Source organism: Hyunsoonleella sp. 2307UL5-6, from assembly GCF_047345485.1.
Lineage (GTDB): Bacteria > Bacteroidota > Bacteroidia > Flavobacteriales > Flavobacteriaceae > Jejuia.
The window spans coordinates 131,492-148,969 of sequence record NZ_JBLFEN010000008.1; the positions used below are offsets into that span (position 1 = coordinate 131,492).

The 17,478-nt window shown below is 31.8% G+C and carries 13 protein-coding genes, 1 tRNA gene and 1 rRNA gene; 3 read left to right on the top strand and 12 right to left on the bottom strand.

Annotated elements, in window-relative coordinates:
• Position 1 precedes the first annotated feature (1 nt).
• From ACKGJY_RS14095 to ACKGJY_RS14110, 4 genes are all read right to left on the bottom strand, one after another.
• On the bottom strand, positions 2–472 hold the full coding sequence (locus ACKGJY_RS14095; RefSeq protein WP_413974537.1) for a thioredoxin family protein: 471 nt from the start codon (positions 470–472) through the stop codon (positions 2–4).
• A gap of 87 nt (positions 473–559) precedes the next feature.
• Positions 560–2,137, bottom strand: a complete 1,578-nt coding sequence (locus ACKGJY_RS14100; protein ID WP_413974538.1) for a peptide MFS transporter — start codon at positions 2,135–2,137, stop codon at positions 560–562.
• Positions 2,138–2,148: 11 nt separating this feature from the next.
• Positions 2,149–3,708 carry a peptide MFS transporter gene (locus tag ACKGJY_RS14105; protein ID WP_413974539.1) on the bottom strand — a complete coding sequence of 520 codons (1,560 nt, stop codon included), beginning with the start codon at positions 3,706–3,708 and terminating at the stop codon, positions 2,149–2,151.
• Positions 3,709–3,762: 54 nt separating this feature from the next.
• Complete coding sequence (locus tag ACKGJY_RS14110; protein WP_413974540.1) at positions 3,763–5,949, bottom strand: S9 family peptidase; 2,187 nt, start codon at positions 5,947–5,949, stop codon at positions 3,763–3,765.
• Positions 5,950–6,187: 238 nt separating this feature from the next.
• Between ACKGJY_RS14110 and ACKGJY_RS14115 the strand changes: the two genes are divergently transcribed.
• Positions 6,188–7,504, top strand: coding sequence for a hydroxymethylglutaryl-CoA reductase, degradative (locus ACKGJY_RS14115; protein ID WP_413974541.1), 1,317 nt, complete (start codon positions 6,188–6,190; stop codon positions 7,502–7,504).
• A gap of 1 nt (position 7,505) precedes the next feature.
• Positions 7,506–8,420 carry a GYDIA family GHMP kinase gene (locus ACKGJY_RS14120; protein WP_413974542.1) on the top strand — a complete coding sequence of 305 codons (915 nt, stop codon included), beginning with the start codon at positions 7,506–7,508 and terminating at the stop codon, positions 8,418–8,420.
• Positions 8,421–8,484: 64 nt separating this feature from the next.
• Here ACKGJY_RS14120 and ACKGJY_RS14125 read toward each other — a convergent pair whose 3' ends face one another.
• The 7 genes from ACKGJY_RS14125 to ACKGJY_RS14155 all read right to left on the bottom strand — a co-directional run bounded on the left by ACKGJY_RS14125 (position 8,485) and on the right by ACKGJY_RS14155 (position 16,379).
• Positions 8,485–10,632 (bottom strand): peptidylprolyl isomerase, encoded by a 2,148-nt coding sequence (locus ACKGJY_RS14125; RefSeq protein ID WP_413974543.1) that lies wholly within the window; start codon positions 10,630–10,632, stop codon positions 8,485–8,487.
• 199 nt (positions 10,633–10,831) lie between these two features.
• Positions 10,832–12,121 (bottom strand): hemolysin family protein, encoded by a 1,290-nt coding sequence (locus ACKGJY_RS14130; protein ID WP_413974544.1) that lies wholly within the window; start codon positions 12,119–12,121, stop codon positions 10,832–10,834.
• On the bottom strand, positions 12,122–12,310 hold the full coding sequence (locus tag ACKGJY_RS14135; RefSeq protein ID WP_413974545.1) for a hypothetical protein: 189 nt from the start codon (positions 12,308–12,310) through the stop codon (positions 12,122–12,124). It lies immediately after the preceding gene.
• Between the two features lie 71 nt (positions 12,311–12,381).
• Complete coding sequence (gene lptC, locus ACKGJY_RS14140) at positions 12,382–12,939, bottom strand: LPS export ABC transporter periplasmic protein LptC (protein ID WP_413974546.1); 558 nt, start codon at positions 12,937–12,939, stop codon at positions 12,382–12,384.
• Complete coding sequence (locus ACKGJY_RS14145) at positions 12,939–14,327, bottom strand: tetratricopeptide repeat protein (protein ID WP_413974547.1); 1,389 nt, start codon at positions 14,325–14,327, stop codon at positions 12,939–12,941. The genes lptC and ACKGJY_RS14145 overlap by 1 nt, the downstream gene beginning before the upstream one ends.
• Positions 14,328–14,346: 19 nt before the next feature.
• Positions 14,347–15,651 carry a hypothetical protein gene (locus tag ACKGJY_RS14150; RefSeq protein ID WP_413974548.1) on the bottom strand — a complete coding sequence of 435 codons (1,305 nt, stop codon included), beginning with the start codon at positions 15,649–15,651 and terminating at the stop codon, positions 14,347–14,349.
• Positions 15,651–16,379 carry a type III pantothenate kinase gene (locus ACKGJY_RS14155; protein ID WP_413974549.1) on the bottom strand — a complete coding sequence of 243 codons (729 nt, stop codon included), beginning with the start codon at positions 16,377–16,379 and terminating at the stop codon, positions 15,651–15,653. The genes ACKGJY_RS14150 and ACKGJY_RS14155 overlap by 1 nt, the downstream gene beginning before the upstream one ends.
• Before the next feature lie 149 nt (positions 16,380–16,528).
• Here ACKGJY_RS14155 and ACKGJY_RS14160 point away from each other — a divergent pair.
• Positions 16,529–16,601: transfer RNA gene (locus tag ACKGJY_RS14160), tRNA-Phe, on the top strand.
• A 728-nt stretch (positions 16,602–17,329) separates the two neighbouring features.
• Here the strand turns inward: ACKGJY_RS14160 and rrf are convergent.
• Positions 17,330–17,437, bottom strand: a 5S ribosomal RNA gene (gene rrf / locus ACKGJY_RS14165).
• Between the last annotated feature and the right edge of the window lie 41 nt (positions 17,438–17,478).

Below are 17,478 nucleotides of genomic sequence, written 5' to 3' on the forward strand. Positions count from 1 at the left end.
ATTATGTTTTAGTTTTTAGGAAACTGTTTACTGTAAGCAACCATTTATCTGTACCGCCTTTTACATACCCTGTACTTCCTATTTGGTTTAAATTCATTTTATTACCTTCTTTTTTCTCTGGCTTAGCGAATATCACTGATGGGTAGCCTCTTACTTTAAAAAGATTCTGTAATTGATAATTTTGGATTTGAGTTTTTTTATCTAGCTGTTTTCTTCTTGGAAAATCAAGCTCTACCAAAACAACATTATCTTTTGCCCAATTTTTAAATTCGTCTGTTAAAAATACTTCTCTTTGGAGTCTCTTACACCAACCACACCAATCAGAACCTGTAAAGAACATCAGTAGTGGTTTATTTTCTTCTATGGAAATTTGTGAAGCTTTAGCCATATCAGTATGCCAAACTTGGTTTTGAGAATTGCCCTGTAAGGTTAAAAAAACGCTTAAAAATAGTAGGTATATTGCTTTTTTCATAATCAATTTGTTGCAAATGGTGTGCCGAACTTACAAAAAAAGCACCTAAACAGATGCTTTTTGAATATTATTTAACGCTAATTTCGATTATCGCACACCGTGCATTAGTTTTTTAAGCAAAGGGGTTAGTGCCATTAAAATGAAGCCCGCTGCTATTGGTACTATGGTGAAAATTAAAAAAAATGTACTCATATCGTACTGTGCCGTTATTTTATCTATCATCCCACCCATTGATCCTGCTGCCTTATTACCCATCCCTATAGCGATATACCATAGCCCAAACATCAGTCCTATTTTTGATGCTGGTACTAACTTAGAAACGTAGGATAGCCCAACTGGAGATAAACTAAGTTCTCCTAACGTATGTAGTAAATATGCTAAAATTAAAAAAATCATACTAACTGAAGCTGTTTGTGCTCCTTGAGGTATAGCTGCAGATCCGTAGGCTAGAATACCAAAGCCTAATCCTAAAAGGATTAAACCTATTCCAAATTTCACCGTTGCAGAAGGGTTATATTTACTTTCCCATAGTTTTGAAAATAAGGGTGCAAAGGCAATTATATAAAACGAATTTAAAATTGAAAACCAAGAAGCAGGCACCTCCGTTTTTACCTCAGAGAACTGATTCTTCAACATCCATATAACAATAGCCCATATGATAACAAAGCTTAGGGCTAAAAAAACATTAGAGAGTGCATATTTTTTAAAAGTAATTTGAAACAATTTGAACAATACGTAAGTAATTATTAAAAGAGGCACTACTGTGAGTAATGTATTTGCAACTCTAAAGATATTAGCAGTATCTCCTTCAAGTACTCTGTTTGTGTAATCTTTTGCAAAAATAGTCATAGAGCCTCCTGCTTGCTCAAAAGCTGCCCAAAAGAATATCGTAAAGAAGGCTAAAACACCAACAACGATATACCGATCTCTTTGTACATGCGCAGGTATTTTTTCTTGAGTTATTTTATCTTTGTCTCCAATATTTTCAATAGCGTCCTCATACGCTACTGTTTTAGATGGTGACAAACCAACTTTACCAAAAATACCTTGAGCCAACCAAAATTGAATAGTACCAAAAAACATAAAAATTCCTGCAAGACCAAATCCGTAATGCCAACCCACTGTTTCGCCTATGTAACCGCAAAGCAAAATACCTAGAAATGCACCAGCATTAACACCCATGTAGTATATTGTAAAAGCACCATCTTTCTTATCTTGAGCATTAACATAAACACCATTAATAATTGAGGTCATATTAGGTTTAAACAAACCATTACCAGCAACTAATAATCCAATACCTGTATACAAACCCCAAGGCGTATCAAAAGCCATGGCAGCATGCCCTAAAGCCATAATTAATGCGCCCCAAACTACTGAATTTCTATATCCAAAAAACCTATCAGCTAACCAACCCCCTAAAATAGGAGAAAAATATACTAACATAGTGTATGTGCCATATAAGCCTAATGCGTCTTCTCTAGACCAAGCCCAACCTCCATCTAATAATGCAGAGGTTAAAAAAAGTACTAAAATGGCGCGCATGCCATAATAAGAAAAGCGCTCCCACATTTCAGTAAAAAACAAAACAAATAGTCCTGATGGATGCCCCATGAGTAACTTACTATTCATTTCCGAACCTTCAAATCTGTACTTTGTGGTATTCATAAAAGATTATTTTAGTTATCTGCTAATTCGAAACCTTCGGTTTCGTCGTTATGCATAATGCGTTCGTTATCTTCAGCTCCATGTGTCAAACGCTTAAGTGGTTTTAGAAGCAGAATTACTAATAAACCAAAAATTACGGTGAATATCGTTATTCCAGAGAATATTGCATATTCCCCAAATTCGGATGCAGATTCCCCTAAAACTCCTGCAACTTTATTACCTAAACCAGTAGCTGCAAAATATACACCCATCATTAATGAAGCATATTTAACAGGAGCTAACTTAGTTATGAATGACAAAGCTACTGGTGAAGAACATAACTCCCCTATAGTATGAAATAAATAAGCTAAAACCAACCAATGCATAGCAGAACTTCCTTCTGAATTAAATTCTGCAGCAGCAAAAATCATAAAAACAAATCCTAATCCCATTATAATTGTACCAATTGCCATTTTAAATAATGATGATGCCTCCTTTCCTTTTAATTTTCGCTTTGCCCAATAAGCAGCTATTAAGGTTGCAAAAATTATTATAAATCCAGCATTTAAGCCTTGAAACCACGTTGCTGGTATTTCCCATCCAAATAAAAATCTATCTGTATTAGTTTTTGTATATATGCTCATCAAACCACCCGCTTGCTCAAAAGCACCCCAAAAAACTATAACAATTAAAAAGGATAGTAATAAAACTAAGTACCTGTCTTTAGAAACTTGATTTTCAAGATTTTTATAAATCATCATCATAACGCCAGCTACTAATGCTATAAAAACATACAATACAGTATAACCCCAACTATCTATTCCTTCATAAGTAAAACCAGCAAATACTGCATAAACTATAATTATGATTACAATACCTAAATTTATTGGTGATTTTAATAAATCTGCTAATAACTTACCGATAGAAACATCATTCTTCTTGTCTTCAATTGTAGGTTTATTACCAACTGTAATCAAAAATTTTTGTCCATACAAGTAAACCATTAAACCCAATAACATAGCAATACCTGCTAAACCAAAACCATAATGCCATCCAATTTTTTCTCCTACATACCCAACAATAAAAGTTGCTAATAAAGACCCAAGATTTATACCTATGTAAAAAATACTAAAGCCCTTATCTCTTCTAATATCTCCTTGTTTATATAAGCCTCCTACCATTGTAGATATGTTAGGCTTAAGCAAACCAACACCTAGAACAATGAGCACCAAACCTGTATAGAATGCCCACATCTCATCAAATGCTAATATACCATGACCAGCAACAAGGGTTAAAGCACCATATAGTACTGCTTTCTTTTGCCCTAGAACTTTATCTGCAATCATTCCACCTGGAATAGACATCACGTATACTAGCATAGTATACCAACCATAAAGCATTATTGACTCTGAATCCAACCAACCCAACCCAGGATTATCAACTGTAGTTTTTTCTACCAAATAAAGTGTTAATAAAGCTCGCATTCCATAATAAGAAAAACGTTCCCACATTTCAGTGAAAAATAATACGTATAACCCTACTGGATGTCCAAATAATTCTTTTTCGTGTGGTTGCTTTATTGATACTGCCATAAATATGCTAATTAGTTAGAAGTTATTATTTTCTTAATTCAATGTATGTACTTGCTATATTTTATCACCTAACTTTTCGTTGATAAAACTAGTCATTTTTTTGTAGAGATGCAGTCTGGTGTTACCTCCAAATATGCCATGGTTTCTGTCTGGATATATAGCCCAATCAAACTGCTTATCGGCTTGCACAAGTGCTTCAATCATTCGCATAGTGTGTTGTACATGTACATTATCATCACCTGAACCATGAACTAATAAGTAATCTCCTTTTAAAAGTTCTGGATAATTAAATGGAGAATTATCATCGTAACCACTTGGGTTTTCTTGCGGTGTTCTCATATAACGCTCTGTATAAATTGTATCATAAAATCGCCAACTGGTTACAGGTGCAACGGCTATTGCCATTTTAAACACATCATTTCCTTTTAGTAAACAATTGGTAGACATATGTCCACCATAACTCCAACCCCAAATACCAATACGATCTTTATCTATATATGGCAAATCTCCTAATTGACGAGCAGCCTGAATTTGATCTTCGGTTTCGTATTTTACCAAATTTAAATATGTGATTTTTTTAAATGCTGCGCCTTTAAACCCTGTACCTCTGCCATCAACACAAACTACAATATAGCCTTGTTGCGCAAGCATTTGATACCAATAATCATTGGTACTATTCCAACTATTAGCTACAGATTGCGATCCAGGACCAGAATATTGTGTCATAAAAAGCGGATATACTTTTGTGGCATCAAAGTTTGCTGGTTTTAGCATCCACATATTTAAGGCGTTACCATGTACGCTTATAGTACTAAATATTTTCTTTGAGGTAGTATAATCCGCAAGTTTTTGAGATAAATTATCGTTATCCTTTATACGCTTAATAAGTTCACCAGAAGTTGCACTATTTAACGTATAATATGGTGGTGTTTCAGCATTTGAAAATGTATTTATAAAATACGAGAAATCTGCACTAAAAGACGCGCTATTTGTGCCATTTGCTTTAGTTAAACGTTCTTTACTTGTACCGTTTAATTTAATTCGATACACATCCCGATTAATAGACCCGTTTTCGGTAGACTGGTAGAAAATAGTATTCTTTTTTTTATCATAACCATAATAATTAGTGACTTCCCAATTCCCTTTTGTAACTTGATTTTTTAAATCTCCATTTTTTGAATAATGATAAATGTGATTAAAGCCATCTTTTTCGCTCGTCCATATAAAACTATTGTCTTCTAAAAAAGTTAAATTATCTGTTACATCAATGTATGCCTTGTCTTTTTCTGCTAACATCAATTTTGACGAATTATCTTCTGCATTAATAAACCATACATCTAATTCGTTTTGATGGCGATTCATATATTGAGCACTTAAAACATCTGCACTGTTAGTCCATTTAATCCTTGGTATATAAAAATCATCATAGGTTTTATTAACATGAACTGCTGTAGTTTTATCATCTTTCAAATTATATATATGAAGTGAAACATCAGAGTTTTTCTCACCTGCTTTTGGGTATTTAAATACTTGTTGAGTTTGGTACAACGCTTTACCATAAATATCCATTGAAAATTCAGGCACATTAGTTTCATCAAATCGTAAAAAAGCTATTTTATTACCCGATTTGTTCCAATCAAAAGCGCGAACAAAGGCAAATTCTTCTTCATACACCCAATCTGTTATTCCATTGATAATTTTATTTTTTTCTCCATCAAAAGTAATTTGGGTTTCATTGTTAGAGTTTAAATCTTTTACATATATATTATTATTAAACACATAAGCAATTTTAGAACCATCTGGAGCAAATGTAGGCTCTTGTATTTTTTTGTCAGAAACTTTAACTACACTGCCTGTTACAACATCATAAACATAATAATAGGCTAAAGAGGAGCGCCTGTAAATAGATTCTTTTTCTGTAGCTAAAAGCAGTTTTTTTTCATTATTACTAAATGCATAATCTGTAAAATAGTTAAGTTCAGATATATCTGATGATGACACTAAAGTTTCTACCTTTTTTAAGGTCTCATAATCATAGATATCTACCGATGTAGAGCGTGTAGCTCTATCAAAATTTAAAACTGAGTACTTTTGCCCATTTTTCATTGAATGCAATGCATCCATTCCTTCTGTTCTAAAAGTGCCACTCCATATATTTTCTAACGTTATTTCCTTGGTTTGTGCTGGTATTGTAAGCGAAACGAATAGGAGAACAAAAAGGAAGAGTTTTAAATATTTCATATGTAAATTTATGTCTTGTTTTATGATTATTTAACTTGCATTTCTGTCTATTTTATTTAAATAATATTACAAATTATAGACATTTTACTAATAAAGCAGCATAATTGATAAACCGATTTCAAGTTTACTAAAAATTATGTAATTAAACGAAATTATTAACAGTTAAATAACGCCATATATTTACTTACCATATTTTCATAACAAGAGTAGTATCTTTGCTCATCAAAAGTATGCTAGTATGAGTAAAACAATTTTTGGATTTTCTAAACGCTCCAAGTCTGAAAAAATTGATTGGATAGTATCTACTTACCTTCCAAACAATAAAAATGCTAAATCTATTTTACTTCAGTACTGGAATACAGATGAGAAATTACAGCAACTGCATGATGAGTTTATAGAGAATACTATTACCAACTATTATTTACCATTAGGTATTGCTCCAAATTTTTTAATAAATGGTATTACCTATACCATACCAATGGCTATTGAAGAAAGCTCAGTAGTGGCTGCTGCCAGTAAAGCAGCTAAATTTTGGTTAGACAGAGGCGGATTTAAAACAGAAGTGATCTCTACTATAAAAATTGGGCAAGTACATTTTAAATACTTCGGGAATCCTGAAACTTTAAAAGCATATTTTACATCCATAAAACAACAATTATTAAAAGACGCTAAACCTATTACAGCCAACATGGAAAAGCGTGGTGGTGGAATTTTAGATATAGAACTAAGAGACAAAACAATAGATATTGATGGGTACTACCAACTACATGCATCTTTTGAAACCTTAGATGCTATGGGAGCCAATTTTATAAATTCTTGTTTAGAGCAATTTGCAAAAACGTTTAAAAATGAAGCTTTAAATTTTGATGCGTTTTCTTCAGATGAAAAACATATAGAAATTATAATGAGTATTCTATCTAATTACGTACCTGAGTGTTTGGTTAGAGCTGAAGTAAATTGTCCTGTTGAAGCGCTAGCTGAAAATTCTAAACTATCTGGATCTACATTTGCAAAAAAGTTTGTTGAAGCTGTTAAAATTGCAGAAATAGAACCTTACAGAGCCGTAACACATAATAAAGGTATTATGAACGGTATTGATGCTGTAGTTTTGGCCACCGGTAACGATTTTAGAGCGGTAGAAGCTGGAGTACATGCGTATGCTGCAAGACATGGAAGCTATAGTAGTTTGTCGCATGCAGAAGTTAAAGATGGTATATTTAAATTTTGGTTAGAAATTCCATTAGCACTTGGTACCGTTGGAGGTCTAACAGGTTTACACCCATTAGTTAAATTAGCGTTAGAGATGCTAGGAAAACCAAATGCTAAAGAACTTATGCAAATAGTGGCAGTTGCAGGTTTAGCACAAAATTTTGCTGCTTTACGTTCTTTAACTACAACTGGCATACAAGAAGGCCACATGAAAATGCATTTAATGAATATTTTGAATCAGTTTGAAGCTACTAATTCTGAAAAACAACATTTGGTTGAACGTTTTAAAACAGAAACAGTAACACATAGTGCAGTAGTTGAAGCCTTAGAAAAATTGAGACATTAGTTTGGAAACATTTAGAAGTAACGGTAAATTATTAGTAACAGGTGAATATGTTGTTTTAGACGGTGCCATGGCACTTGCTGTACCAACAAAACAAGGACAATTACTCACTGCAAAACAAATTGATACATCAAAAATTTACTGGACCAGTTTTGATGATAATAACAATATTTGGTTTAAGACTGAACTTGATATAGCACTTATACTAAATACAAAGCTTAACAAAATTAAACCAGATAATTCTAAATCTAGATTATTACAGGTGTTATGTGCTGCACAACAATTAAATGAAAATTTTTTAAAAGACAAAAAAGGTTTTATAATTGAAACCCGTTTGGATTTTCCTAAAAATTGGGGCTTGGGTACGTCTTCAACCTTAATAAATAATGTTGCACAATTGGCAAAAGTTAGTGCTTATAAGTTATTAGCGTTAACTTTTGGTGGTAGTGGCTATGATATAGCTTGCGCGCAACATGATACTGCTATTACATTTCAGTTATCAGATAATGATGTTATTGTGGATTCTTCTACGTTTAATCCCAATTTTAAAGACCAACTCTATTTTGTATATCTAAATAAAAAACAAAATAGCAGAACAGGCATTGCACATTACAAAGCTTTAAAACAAAATTTAAAACCTGTAATTACTAATATTAACGAGATAACTTCACAAATGATAAATTGTGAAGATTTAGAAGATTTTAAAACACTTTTGAATAGGCACGAATATATTATTGCAGAAGTAACAAAACAAGATACAGCTACATCTATTTATTTTAATGATTTTGATGGTGCCATTAAAAGCTTAGGTGCTTGGGGTGGCGATTTTATACTTGCAGCTTCTAAATTTGATCCCACAGACTACTTTAATAAAAAGGGTTTTGATATCGTTATACCTTACACCAATATGGTTTTATAAAAAAAGCCCCAGTGTATGAACTGAGGCCTTAATTTGAGTTAGTTTTAATTTAATTTACTAGTTATTATTGTATTTGAAGTTTTGCTCTGTTATCTTCAATATCAGCTGCTTCTTTTAAAGCATTGTATAGTTTAGAATTTACAACGCTAGATTTTTGAGTTTCTACTCTATTAGCAAAAGCTTGATAATTATCTAAGGTAACCGCGGGTGTTTTTTTAGTAACTTGTATCATGTAAACACCTCTATCTCCTGCGATTAATTTTGAAGTTTCTCCTTCTTCTAAGGCAAATGCTGTACCAACAACTATTGGTTCGTTACCTGCACCAGAAATTGTTGGGTTTTTCATATTAACTGCCAATGCTGTTCTAACTGAAGTATTTTCAGCGGTAGCTAAATCCTCTAAAGTAGAAGCTGTAACGCGATCTTTAATTATTTTAGCTTTACGTTCTTTTCGTATCTTAGGAAGTACAGTTGCAGATGCATCTTCAACAGACATTAATCCTTTTTCATGTTTCGCCACAAGTTGTGCAATAGCATACCCGCCAGAGATAGTAAATCGCTTAATATCACCAACTTCAGCTTCCTCTTCAAACGCCCAACGTACTATAGGTCTTTGATTACCTATTCCTGGTATATTCTCATCTAAAGCTTTTATCCCATTCACTGGTCGTACAGTGTAGTTATTACTTTTCGCTAATTCTTCAAAATCACCTTCTCCAGATTTAATTTCAAAATTAGAGGCATCTCTAAATACCGTATTGGTTGTAGTTTCAGATGGCTCAATTTTCTTAGCTATTGTTCCTAGTTTTACAGCCTTCTTTTTTCCAGTTAGTCCTTCAATTTCTACAATATGAAAACCAAAAACTGTTTTTACAACATCAATATCTCCTACTTTACCATTAAATTCAAAATCGTTAAATTCGGTCACCATAGTACCGTAAGGATGCCAATCATAACGTCCCTCGTTTTCTATACTACCTCTATCTGTAGAGAATTCTTTAACAAATTCCGGGAATTTAGATTTATTTCTTTTTAATATGCGTAATAAGCTATCAGCAGTAGTCTTAGCTTCTTCTTCAGTTTGAGTTGCTGGCCCGCCAGAACTTTGAGACCCAATAAACGGTATTAAAATATGTCTCACTTTAGCTGAATCTGCTACGTTTTTACTTGCTACTAATTTAGTAAGCTTAAAGAAATCACCATCTCTATATGGTCCGTAAACTTCGCCTTCTGCTAAATTATATATACTATCAGAAATTTTAGCTGGTAAACTTGACTTAAACACAAAACGATCATCAAATTTTATATCAGACTCTGCAATTAAATTAACGTACTCAGCATTATTACTAACGCTTGAAAAAGACGCAACAGCATCTTCTCTTCCAGCATCTGTACCAGTTTTAAAAGCTAGTAATGAGTTTTCTATAGCTTTTTCATCGTCAATAGTAGCTATCTCCTTAAACTCAACATACTTTATATCTCTAGCGGCTTCTACTTCAAATTGGTTTTTATGGTTTTTTATGTAGGTGTCAATATCAGACTTAGATACAGAAATAGTACTATCTGGAATTTTAGTATAAGGAATTTGTACAAATTTAATATCTACTTTATTACCTTCTAATTTATGCTCTAATTCACCTTCTGCTACAGTGCCTACTAAACCTGCTTTTACTAAATTAAGGTAATTTTGTTGTAGTGCATTATTAGCTAAATTTTGTTCATAGTTTACCCAATCGCTATATGTAATTTGTTGGCCTCCTAAAAATCCTGGTTGAGGCGCTATAGCTTTTAAGTTAGCAATAAATTCGTTTAACTTGTTTTCATCAAATAAACCAGCTTCATTTAAAAATTCTGGATTAGATGATAATGGTGTTTTTAATAAATCACGCATTTGGTCTTTCTCTATAGAAATTTCGAGCTTATCATACTGCGTTTCAAATACTGCTTGTCTCACTTCTTGATTCCAAACATTATTCATCACTTGCGTATTTGTAGCACTAGGCCCCATACGACGCTGCATATTTTCTACTTTTTGTAAAAATGCATCACGATCAATATCTTTTCCATTAATAGTTGCCACTGTAGTTTGAGATCTTGCTGATAGCGCATCGCTATTTCTAAATAAATCTGCTAGTACAAAAGAGAACAGTGCTAATGCAATTATTAGTATTAAGAATAATGAACGTTGTCTAATTTTATTTAAAACTGCCATCTGTCAATAATATTTTTGTCTATTTGTTATGTTGGATTGTGGATAAATTTAAATCTGTTTTATAAAACTTAAAACAACAAAAAAAGTTATTTAATTTTATTTTGATTAAAATATCGTGCGCGAAAATACCATTTTCTATTCAATAATGAAAGTAGAAATAGTCTTTAATTATAAGATGATTAGTAAGATTTAAAAAAGATTAATCTTCTTCAATGAGCTTTATCTCCACCAAATCTATTTTAGTATTGGAGACTTCAAGAATTGTAAACTGAAATGCTTCTATAGTTATCACTTCATCTTTTTGCGGAATCTCTTCTGTATAATTAACAATAAGGCCTCCTAAAGTTTCATAATTTTCATCTTCTGGAAGATTTATTTTATAAGCTTCATTAACGTAATCTACCTCCATTCTGGCTGAGAACTGATACGTATTTTCATCAATTTTGTGCTCTTTTAAAACTACAGTATCATGTTCGTCTTCAATTTCTCCAAATAATTCCTCAACAATATCTTCAACCGTCATGATACCTGATGTTCCGCCATATTCGTCTAAAACAACTGCAATACTCTTTCTTTTTTTAATTAAAATATTTAAAACATCACTAATTAAAACTGTTCCAGGAACATATTCTACAGGCAACAATATTGACTTAATATTTTTGGGTTTTTTAAAAAGCTCAAAGGAATGTACATATCCTAAAATATCGTCAATAGTGTCTTTATAAACTAAAATTTTTGTACAGCCTGTTTCAGTAAACATAGCACTTAATGATTTTACTGAATCGGTAATATCAACAGCAATAATTTCTGTTCTAGGCACCATAACCTCACGTGCTTTTACTTCTGAAAACTCTAATGCATTTTGAAATATTTGAATTTCTGAGTCTATTTCATCATGCGCTTCAACAGATTCCATTTGTTCGCTAATGTAATTTCCAAGTTCTACTTTAGTAAATGCCATTTGAATGTTATCACCTTCAGTTTTAAAGAAATATTTTAACACCAAGTCTGAAATCCAAATTACAAAATTAGATATCCATGTAAATAATACATAAAATAGATATGCAGGAATAGCTAAAGCTTTTAAAAGTGAATTAGCATAAATCTGAAAGAATACTTTTGGTAAAAATTCTGCAGTTAATAATATTATAAATGTAGAAATTACAGTTTGAGATAGTAGGCTTAAATCGGTTAAAAAATAGTTAACAATTGCAAAATTAGAAGGCAACATGGATTGAAACCAATTAACCAAAACATCACCCATAAAAAAACCATAAATTACTAATGCTATGTTGTTGCCAATAAGCATTGTTGTAATAAATTTTGATGGTTTTGCTGTTAACCGTCTTAATACAGTTGCGAGTACACCTTCTTGTTTTTTCTCAATTTCTATATGAATTTTATTAGATGAGACGTAGGCAATCTCCATACCTGAAAAAAAAGCCGAAAGTATTAATGACACTACTATAATAACGATATATAGTGTCATTTACTGATCTCTTTTATCAAATTTTTTCATGAATTTTCTTCGGAAGAAAAACATGAAAATTGCAGTAATACCCAATAAAACTGAAGGGTAAGCAATTTCACCGTTAGCTGTATATTTAGATATCGCATCAACTAAAAATAATGCACCAAAAACTAAATAAACATAGGGGAAGAACTTAGCGTATTTCATATTAAGAATTAATTATATATCAAAGATACTTAAAATAAAGGCTAATTGAGAGCATGTAGACTGCATAAAAGTTATTCATCAACAGTAATAAGACCTGTTGTTTCTACTACTTCTGCATTCGTAAATTTTTGATTGGAATCAAACCCATTACCGTTAATCAAATCTTGACCTGTTCTAAAGGTAACAGGTTTATTGGTAAACAACCAGTCTTTCATTTGGTCGTAATAGAGTTGTTCGGCATACAAGGTATCATTGCTATGGGTTGTAACTTTTACATTACCTTGCAAATCTATAATATCTGTTTTACTGTAAATTATAGCATAATCTGATACTACAACACTCTTTTTTCCATCCTCAAAAAGTTCTAAGCTTACACCATCAGTAAATTCATTGTAAGGAAACCGCCTATTACTAAAGTCATACATTTTAGGACTTTTTAAAATCGCTTTAACTTTTCCAGAATCTGTATATTTCAAATTAATATTTTCGGCAACACCAATAGGTTCATTTTCTGAAACATCGATATCTTGAATATTTTTTAAATTGTTATTGCTACATGAAAAAAGCATAGTCATAACTAACGTTATGACTATGCTTATATTAATATGTTTCAATATGTTGATTTGCATTATATACTAGGTACCGTTACAGTGCCTCCAATCCAACATCCAATTTTAATAGACTGACCACTATTGCCTGCTGTAAATATTTCTGATTTTTGAGGAGCTTTAGCAGCATAACTAGCAGCACTTTGGGCCGCAGCCTTCTTTAATGTTGGATCTACTCGAGATGCTTTTCTAGCTTCTTGAGCTGCATACCAATATACTGCTCTTTTATTAAAGTTTGTATCTCCACAACTATTAGCACTTGAAGCGTACATGGCGGCTATAGAAAGATGCGGACGTCCATTTGATGGATTTAACTTTAAAGCATCTCTAAAGTAATTTCTAGCTTGCCCATATCTACCCTTCTTCTTCAAAATTAAACCAATTCTGTTAGCTAATTTTCCTTTCTTAAACGTATCTGTTTCTAAATCGTACGATTGTTTAAGGTAGCTTTCTGCCTCAGATGTTTTACCATTTTTAAGTAATATAGTTGCTACAAAATACTTTGTGTCTGCAGATGGTGCAGCAGCATCATAAGCCTTTACTAATTTCTCGTACAATGGATTATCTGTACATTCTTTATTATACATTCTACTTACAGCTCTTCTTAACCAAATGCCATCAGTTGTATGAGCATCAAAATCTTTAGAATATAATGGTATTAAGTTTTCACAGTTTGCACGACCACCTAATTGCGAATCTATACTTCCTGATATTTGACCATATGCATTTAAAACTTGCCCATAATACTTTTTATACTTCTGATCTTTTGATGTTAACGGTGTTCCTGCCTCCTCTTTTTCAACAAGTTTATTTAATTTCTCAGAAGCAAACTGCACTTCATCATCAATTTTCTCAACAACATCATCGTATTTATTAAATAAATCTTTGGCTGGTTTTTTTCCTGCATCATATAACTTCACCATTAAATAAAAATAAGTATATAAACTCTTAGGGTTTTTAAATGTGTCTTTATCCAAATTGTAAGCGGCATCAAAACAATCATATAGTTCTTGATCGCTTTTTCCTAAAACTGACTTATTATCAAACATTAATTGACAAGCTTTAGAAGCATAATCACCCTTTGGCGTTTTTGATGCAAAATGTATTGCCCTATCGTCCCATAGTTTCATCAGGTCGTTAATAAAACCTGTTTTTTCATCTCCAGTAGATTTATCAATCTTATAATCTAAAATTTTCTCACCATAAACATATATAGCTCTATTAAATTTAGGGTTTTCTGCCCATAATTCTTTAAAAGGCGTGTAAGCCGCTTCATAATTCTTTGCTTTGGCATATTCTGTCATTATAGACAACTTAGCCATCTGCTCTTCATTTTGAGCATTAATACCATTTATTCCAGTTATTAGAAAAGTGAATAAAAAAGTTAAAAATGTAATTCTTGTTTTCATGATAATCGTATTATGCGTGTTAGTCATATTTTCTTTTTTGAAACCATCTATCATTTAAAGATAGACTAATCTGAAAATTTATAAAATTCTCTTGTATTAAATTGTTGTTTGTTGTGCCTCTTCTACCTAACTCTAAACCTAAATTTGCGTTAGAACCAAAATCCCCAACTGGTATACCTACTCCAAAAGATATGCCAAACTCTTTTATGGATTCATTTTGAATATTTAAACCTGTATTTTCAAATCGCATTCCTGCTCTATAAACCAAACGTTTAAAGTAGTTTGAAAAAGAGTTATATTCTGGAATAAAAAATCCACCTAATGAAAACCTAGAGCCATTTTCGTAATTTGTAGTAGCGCTTTGATATAAAATATTTTCAAAATTTTGTGTCTGTTCGCTTTCGTACTCAGCGCCAAAAAACCATTTTCTTGGTTCGCCTATACCTGCTCCTATGGAAAATCTAGAAGGTAATACCAAATCTGTTTTTGATAAATCTTGAGCCTCTAAATCTACTTCAATACTATTAGAAACAATTTCTTGACCTGAGTTCCCAATTGCTATCGTTGCAATTGACCTTTGGTTTTGAGATGTCAAATTACTTTCTGGCGTAAAGGTAAATGCTGTAGTTAACTCTAAAGATTTAGATATGCTTGACTTGTAATACACTCCAAAATCAAAATTCAAACCACTCAAGTCTGATCTATTATTTTCTCTAGATTGTTGAAGTAATGCTGTTCCATCATTATCAAAACGAAATTCTATAGCATTGTTTTGGATACTACCAAAATTATACTGAGCATTCATACCCACACTAAAATTATCAGTAATATTATATGCAAATCCTAAAAAGGCTTTATTTAAACCGCCTTCACCATTAAATCTACTTTCAGTAAAACCTTCTTCATTTTCTGTTTCAAGTTTATAGCCTACTGCTGTGTAAGGCATAAGCCCAAAAGCAATTCCAAATTTTCCTGCTGGAAAGTTAAGCGCTAAATAATCAAAAGTAGTAGATGATACATTAGCTGTACCAGAATTACTCTTTAAACTTGTACTGGTATAACTACCGCCTATTGCATATTTTACAGGTCTACTATCATTATTAAACATAGAAAGGTTAGAACCAGTAAATGTTGCTGGATTTCTAAGATTCATATGTATACTATCTCTAATAATACTTAAACCACCCATACTTCTATTCTCTACGGTGCCTTTAAATTTCAAGCTTCCGATACCATAGAATGAATACGGAGAAGCTGTACCCTCTTGAGCGTAAGACGAAACAGAAAAAATAGCAACAAAAACTACTACAAGTTTTTTTATCATTAGTTTGAGTTAAATTTCAAAATATAGTTTAATCCTTCTAAAAGAAAATTAGAATTGGCAAATATGCTACTTTTTAATTGTTCTGACAAGAAATTAGCATCGCCTCCTGTTAAAATAACTGTTAAATCCAAATAATTGGTATTATAGCTTTTAATGCAACCATCTATTTCATTTATTACGCCATTTATAACACCTGAATGTATGGCATTATTAGTAGAATTTCCTATAATATTTTTAGGCACTTCCGTATCTAACAACGGAAGATTTGCGGTTAAATTATGTAACGATTTGTAACGCATTCTAATCCCTGGAGAAATAGCGCCACCCAAATATTCATTTTTAGCAGAAATAAAATCATATGTTATACATGTTCCTGCATCTATTACCAAAACATTGTTTTCGGGATAATGATACATCGATGCGCAAGCCAGTGCAATTCTATCAATACCCAAAGTTTTAGGTGTACTATAACTATTCTTGAATGGTAACTTGGTAGTATGTGTAAGCACTATTAAACCCATTTCACTTTTAATACAGTCTATTTGATGTTTTTTTAATCTACCAACAGAGGAAACTATTGCATTTTTTATATTAGGGAAATTAAGCTTCAATTTATTTATTTCATTAACCGTGTTTTCCAATTCAGTAGAAGACTTAAATACTAATTCGTCAGATTTAAAAACAGCGAGTTTTACAAACGTATTACCTACATCTATTATTAAGTTCATTTTATTTTGTAAAAATGTAAATCTACAAAACCAAGTGAATTAATATGTTAAGTATTTTATAATTATTGAATTACAAATTAAGTTATTTTTTTGTGATTTTATTTTGGCAAATAGTAAAAATGCATATATATTTGCATCCGCTTTAGAGAGGTACCTTAGCTCAGTTGGTAGAGCAAAGGACTGAAAATCCTTGTGTCCCTGGTTCGATTCCTGGAGGTACCACTTCTTAATAAGAGCCCTTGATTATCTTATGATTTTCAAGGGTTTTTTATTTATTCTAAATTCTACATTATTTCTCCATATTTAGCTAATTAAAAGTATAAACAACACTTAAATTATTTAACTAATTACTTTCAAAGTAATACTATGAATGTATTGGTATCATTTAAATACACAAGAAAACTTATATAAAGCGTATTATAATATCTAGTAGTAATAGATATTATAATTAAATCTAATTTTTTGGGCGAGTTTTTATAAAAAATAAAAACCGCGCTATCCACTATATCTTTTTTGTGCATTAGTAGTTTCAGTATGTCATTAAATAACTATCAAAACATATAAATAGTTTATTATATTAAATCCTGTCTGTGCACAAAAAAGGATGCCGTTACTATCGCTCTCGCATTTATCCGCCAATTTTAGGTTCTTCACAAGAGTCAAACATACTTATTAACAGCTTTTACTAAAATCAATAAAATAACCATTGATTATTCTACAAGTTAAAAATAAGCATCAAAAATAAAATTCAAGCTTTTAACCTATCTGGTAATAAGTGTTAAGTAATTTTAAAAAAAATCATATCGCAACCCCATTTAACAACAAAATTAAAATATAGATAGAAAGTATATTTGAGTGGTTTTTTTAAAAAATGTATCGAGAACATTTACATTAAACATTTCAGTATAAACCAAAAAAATCCCAATTCTAAAATTAGAATCGGGATTCAAAAAAGGCAACGACCTACTCTCCCACAAATGTAGTACCATCGGCGCTAATGGGCTTAACTTCTCTGTTCGGAATGGTAAGAGGTGAGCCCCATCGCTATAACCACCTTAAGTTATAGCTGTTCGCTATTGGCATTTAGCCTTTAGCTTCC

What these genes read in the sequence shown, in the direction of transcription:
- ACKGJY_RS14095 (WP_413974537.1), bottom strand. Translation starts at nt 472, where the DNA reads ATGAAAAAAGCAATATACCTACTATTTTTAAGCGTTTTTTTAACCTTA.
- ACKGJY_RS14100 (WP_413974538.1), bottom strand. Translation starts at nt 2,137, where the DNA reads ATGAATACCACAAAGTACAGATTTGAAGGTTCGGAAATGAATAGTAAG.
- ACKGJY_RS14105 (WP_413974539.1), bottom strand. Translation starts at nt 3,708, where the DNA reads ATGGCAGTATCAATAAAGCAACCACACGAAAAAGAATTATTTGGACAT.
- ACKGJY_RS14110 (WP_413974540.1), bottom strand. Translation starts at nt 5,949, where the DNA reads ATGAAATATTTAAAACTCTTCCTTTTTGTTCTCCTATTCGTTTCGCTT.
- ACKGJY_RS14115 (WP_413974541.1), top strand. Translation starts at nt 6,188, where the DNA reads ATGAGTAAAACAATTTTTGGATTTTCTAAACGCTCCAAGTCTGAAAAA.
- ACKGJY_RS14125 (WP_413974543.1), bottom strand. Translation starts at nt 10,632, where the DNA reads ATGGCAGTTTTAAATAAAATTAGACAACGTTCATTATTCTTAATACTA.
- ACKGJY_RS14130 (WP_413974544.1), bottom strand. Translation starts at nt 12,121, where the DNA reads ATGACACTATATATCGTTATTATAGTAGTGTCATTAATACTTTCGGCT.
- ACKGJY_RS14135 (WP_413974545.1), bottom strand. Translation starts at nt 12,310, where the DNA reads ATGAAATACGCTAAGTTCTTCCCCTATGTTTATTTAGTTTTTGGTGCA.
- lptC (WP_413974546.1), bottom strand. Translation starts at nt 12,939, where the DNA reads ATGCAAATCAACATATTGAAACATATTAATATAAGCATAGTCATAACG.
- ACKGJY_RS14145 (WP_413974547.1), bottom strand. Translation starts at nt 14,327, where the DNA reads ATGAAAACAAGAATTACATTTTTAACTTTTTTATTCACTTTTCTAATA.
- ACKGJY_RS14150 (WP_413974548.1), bottom strand. Translation starts at nt 15,651, where the DNA reads ATGATAAAAAAACTTGTAGTAGTTTTTGTTGCTATTTTTTCTGTTTCG.
- ACKGJY_RS14155 (WP_413974549.1), bottom strand. Translation starts at nt 16,379, where the DNA reads ATGAACTTAATAATAGATGTAGGTAATACGTTTGTAAAACTCGCTGTT.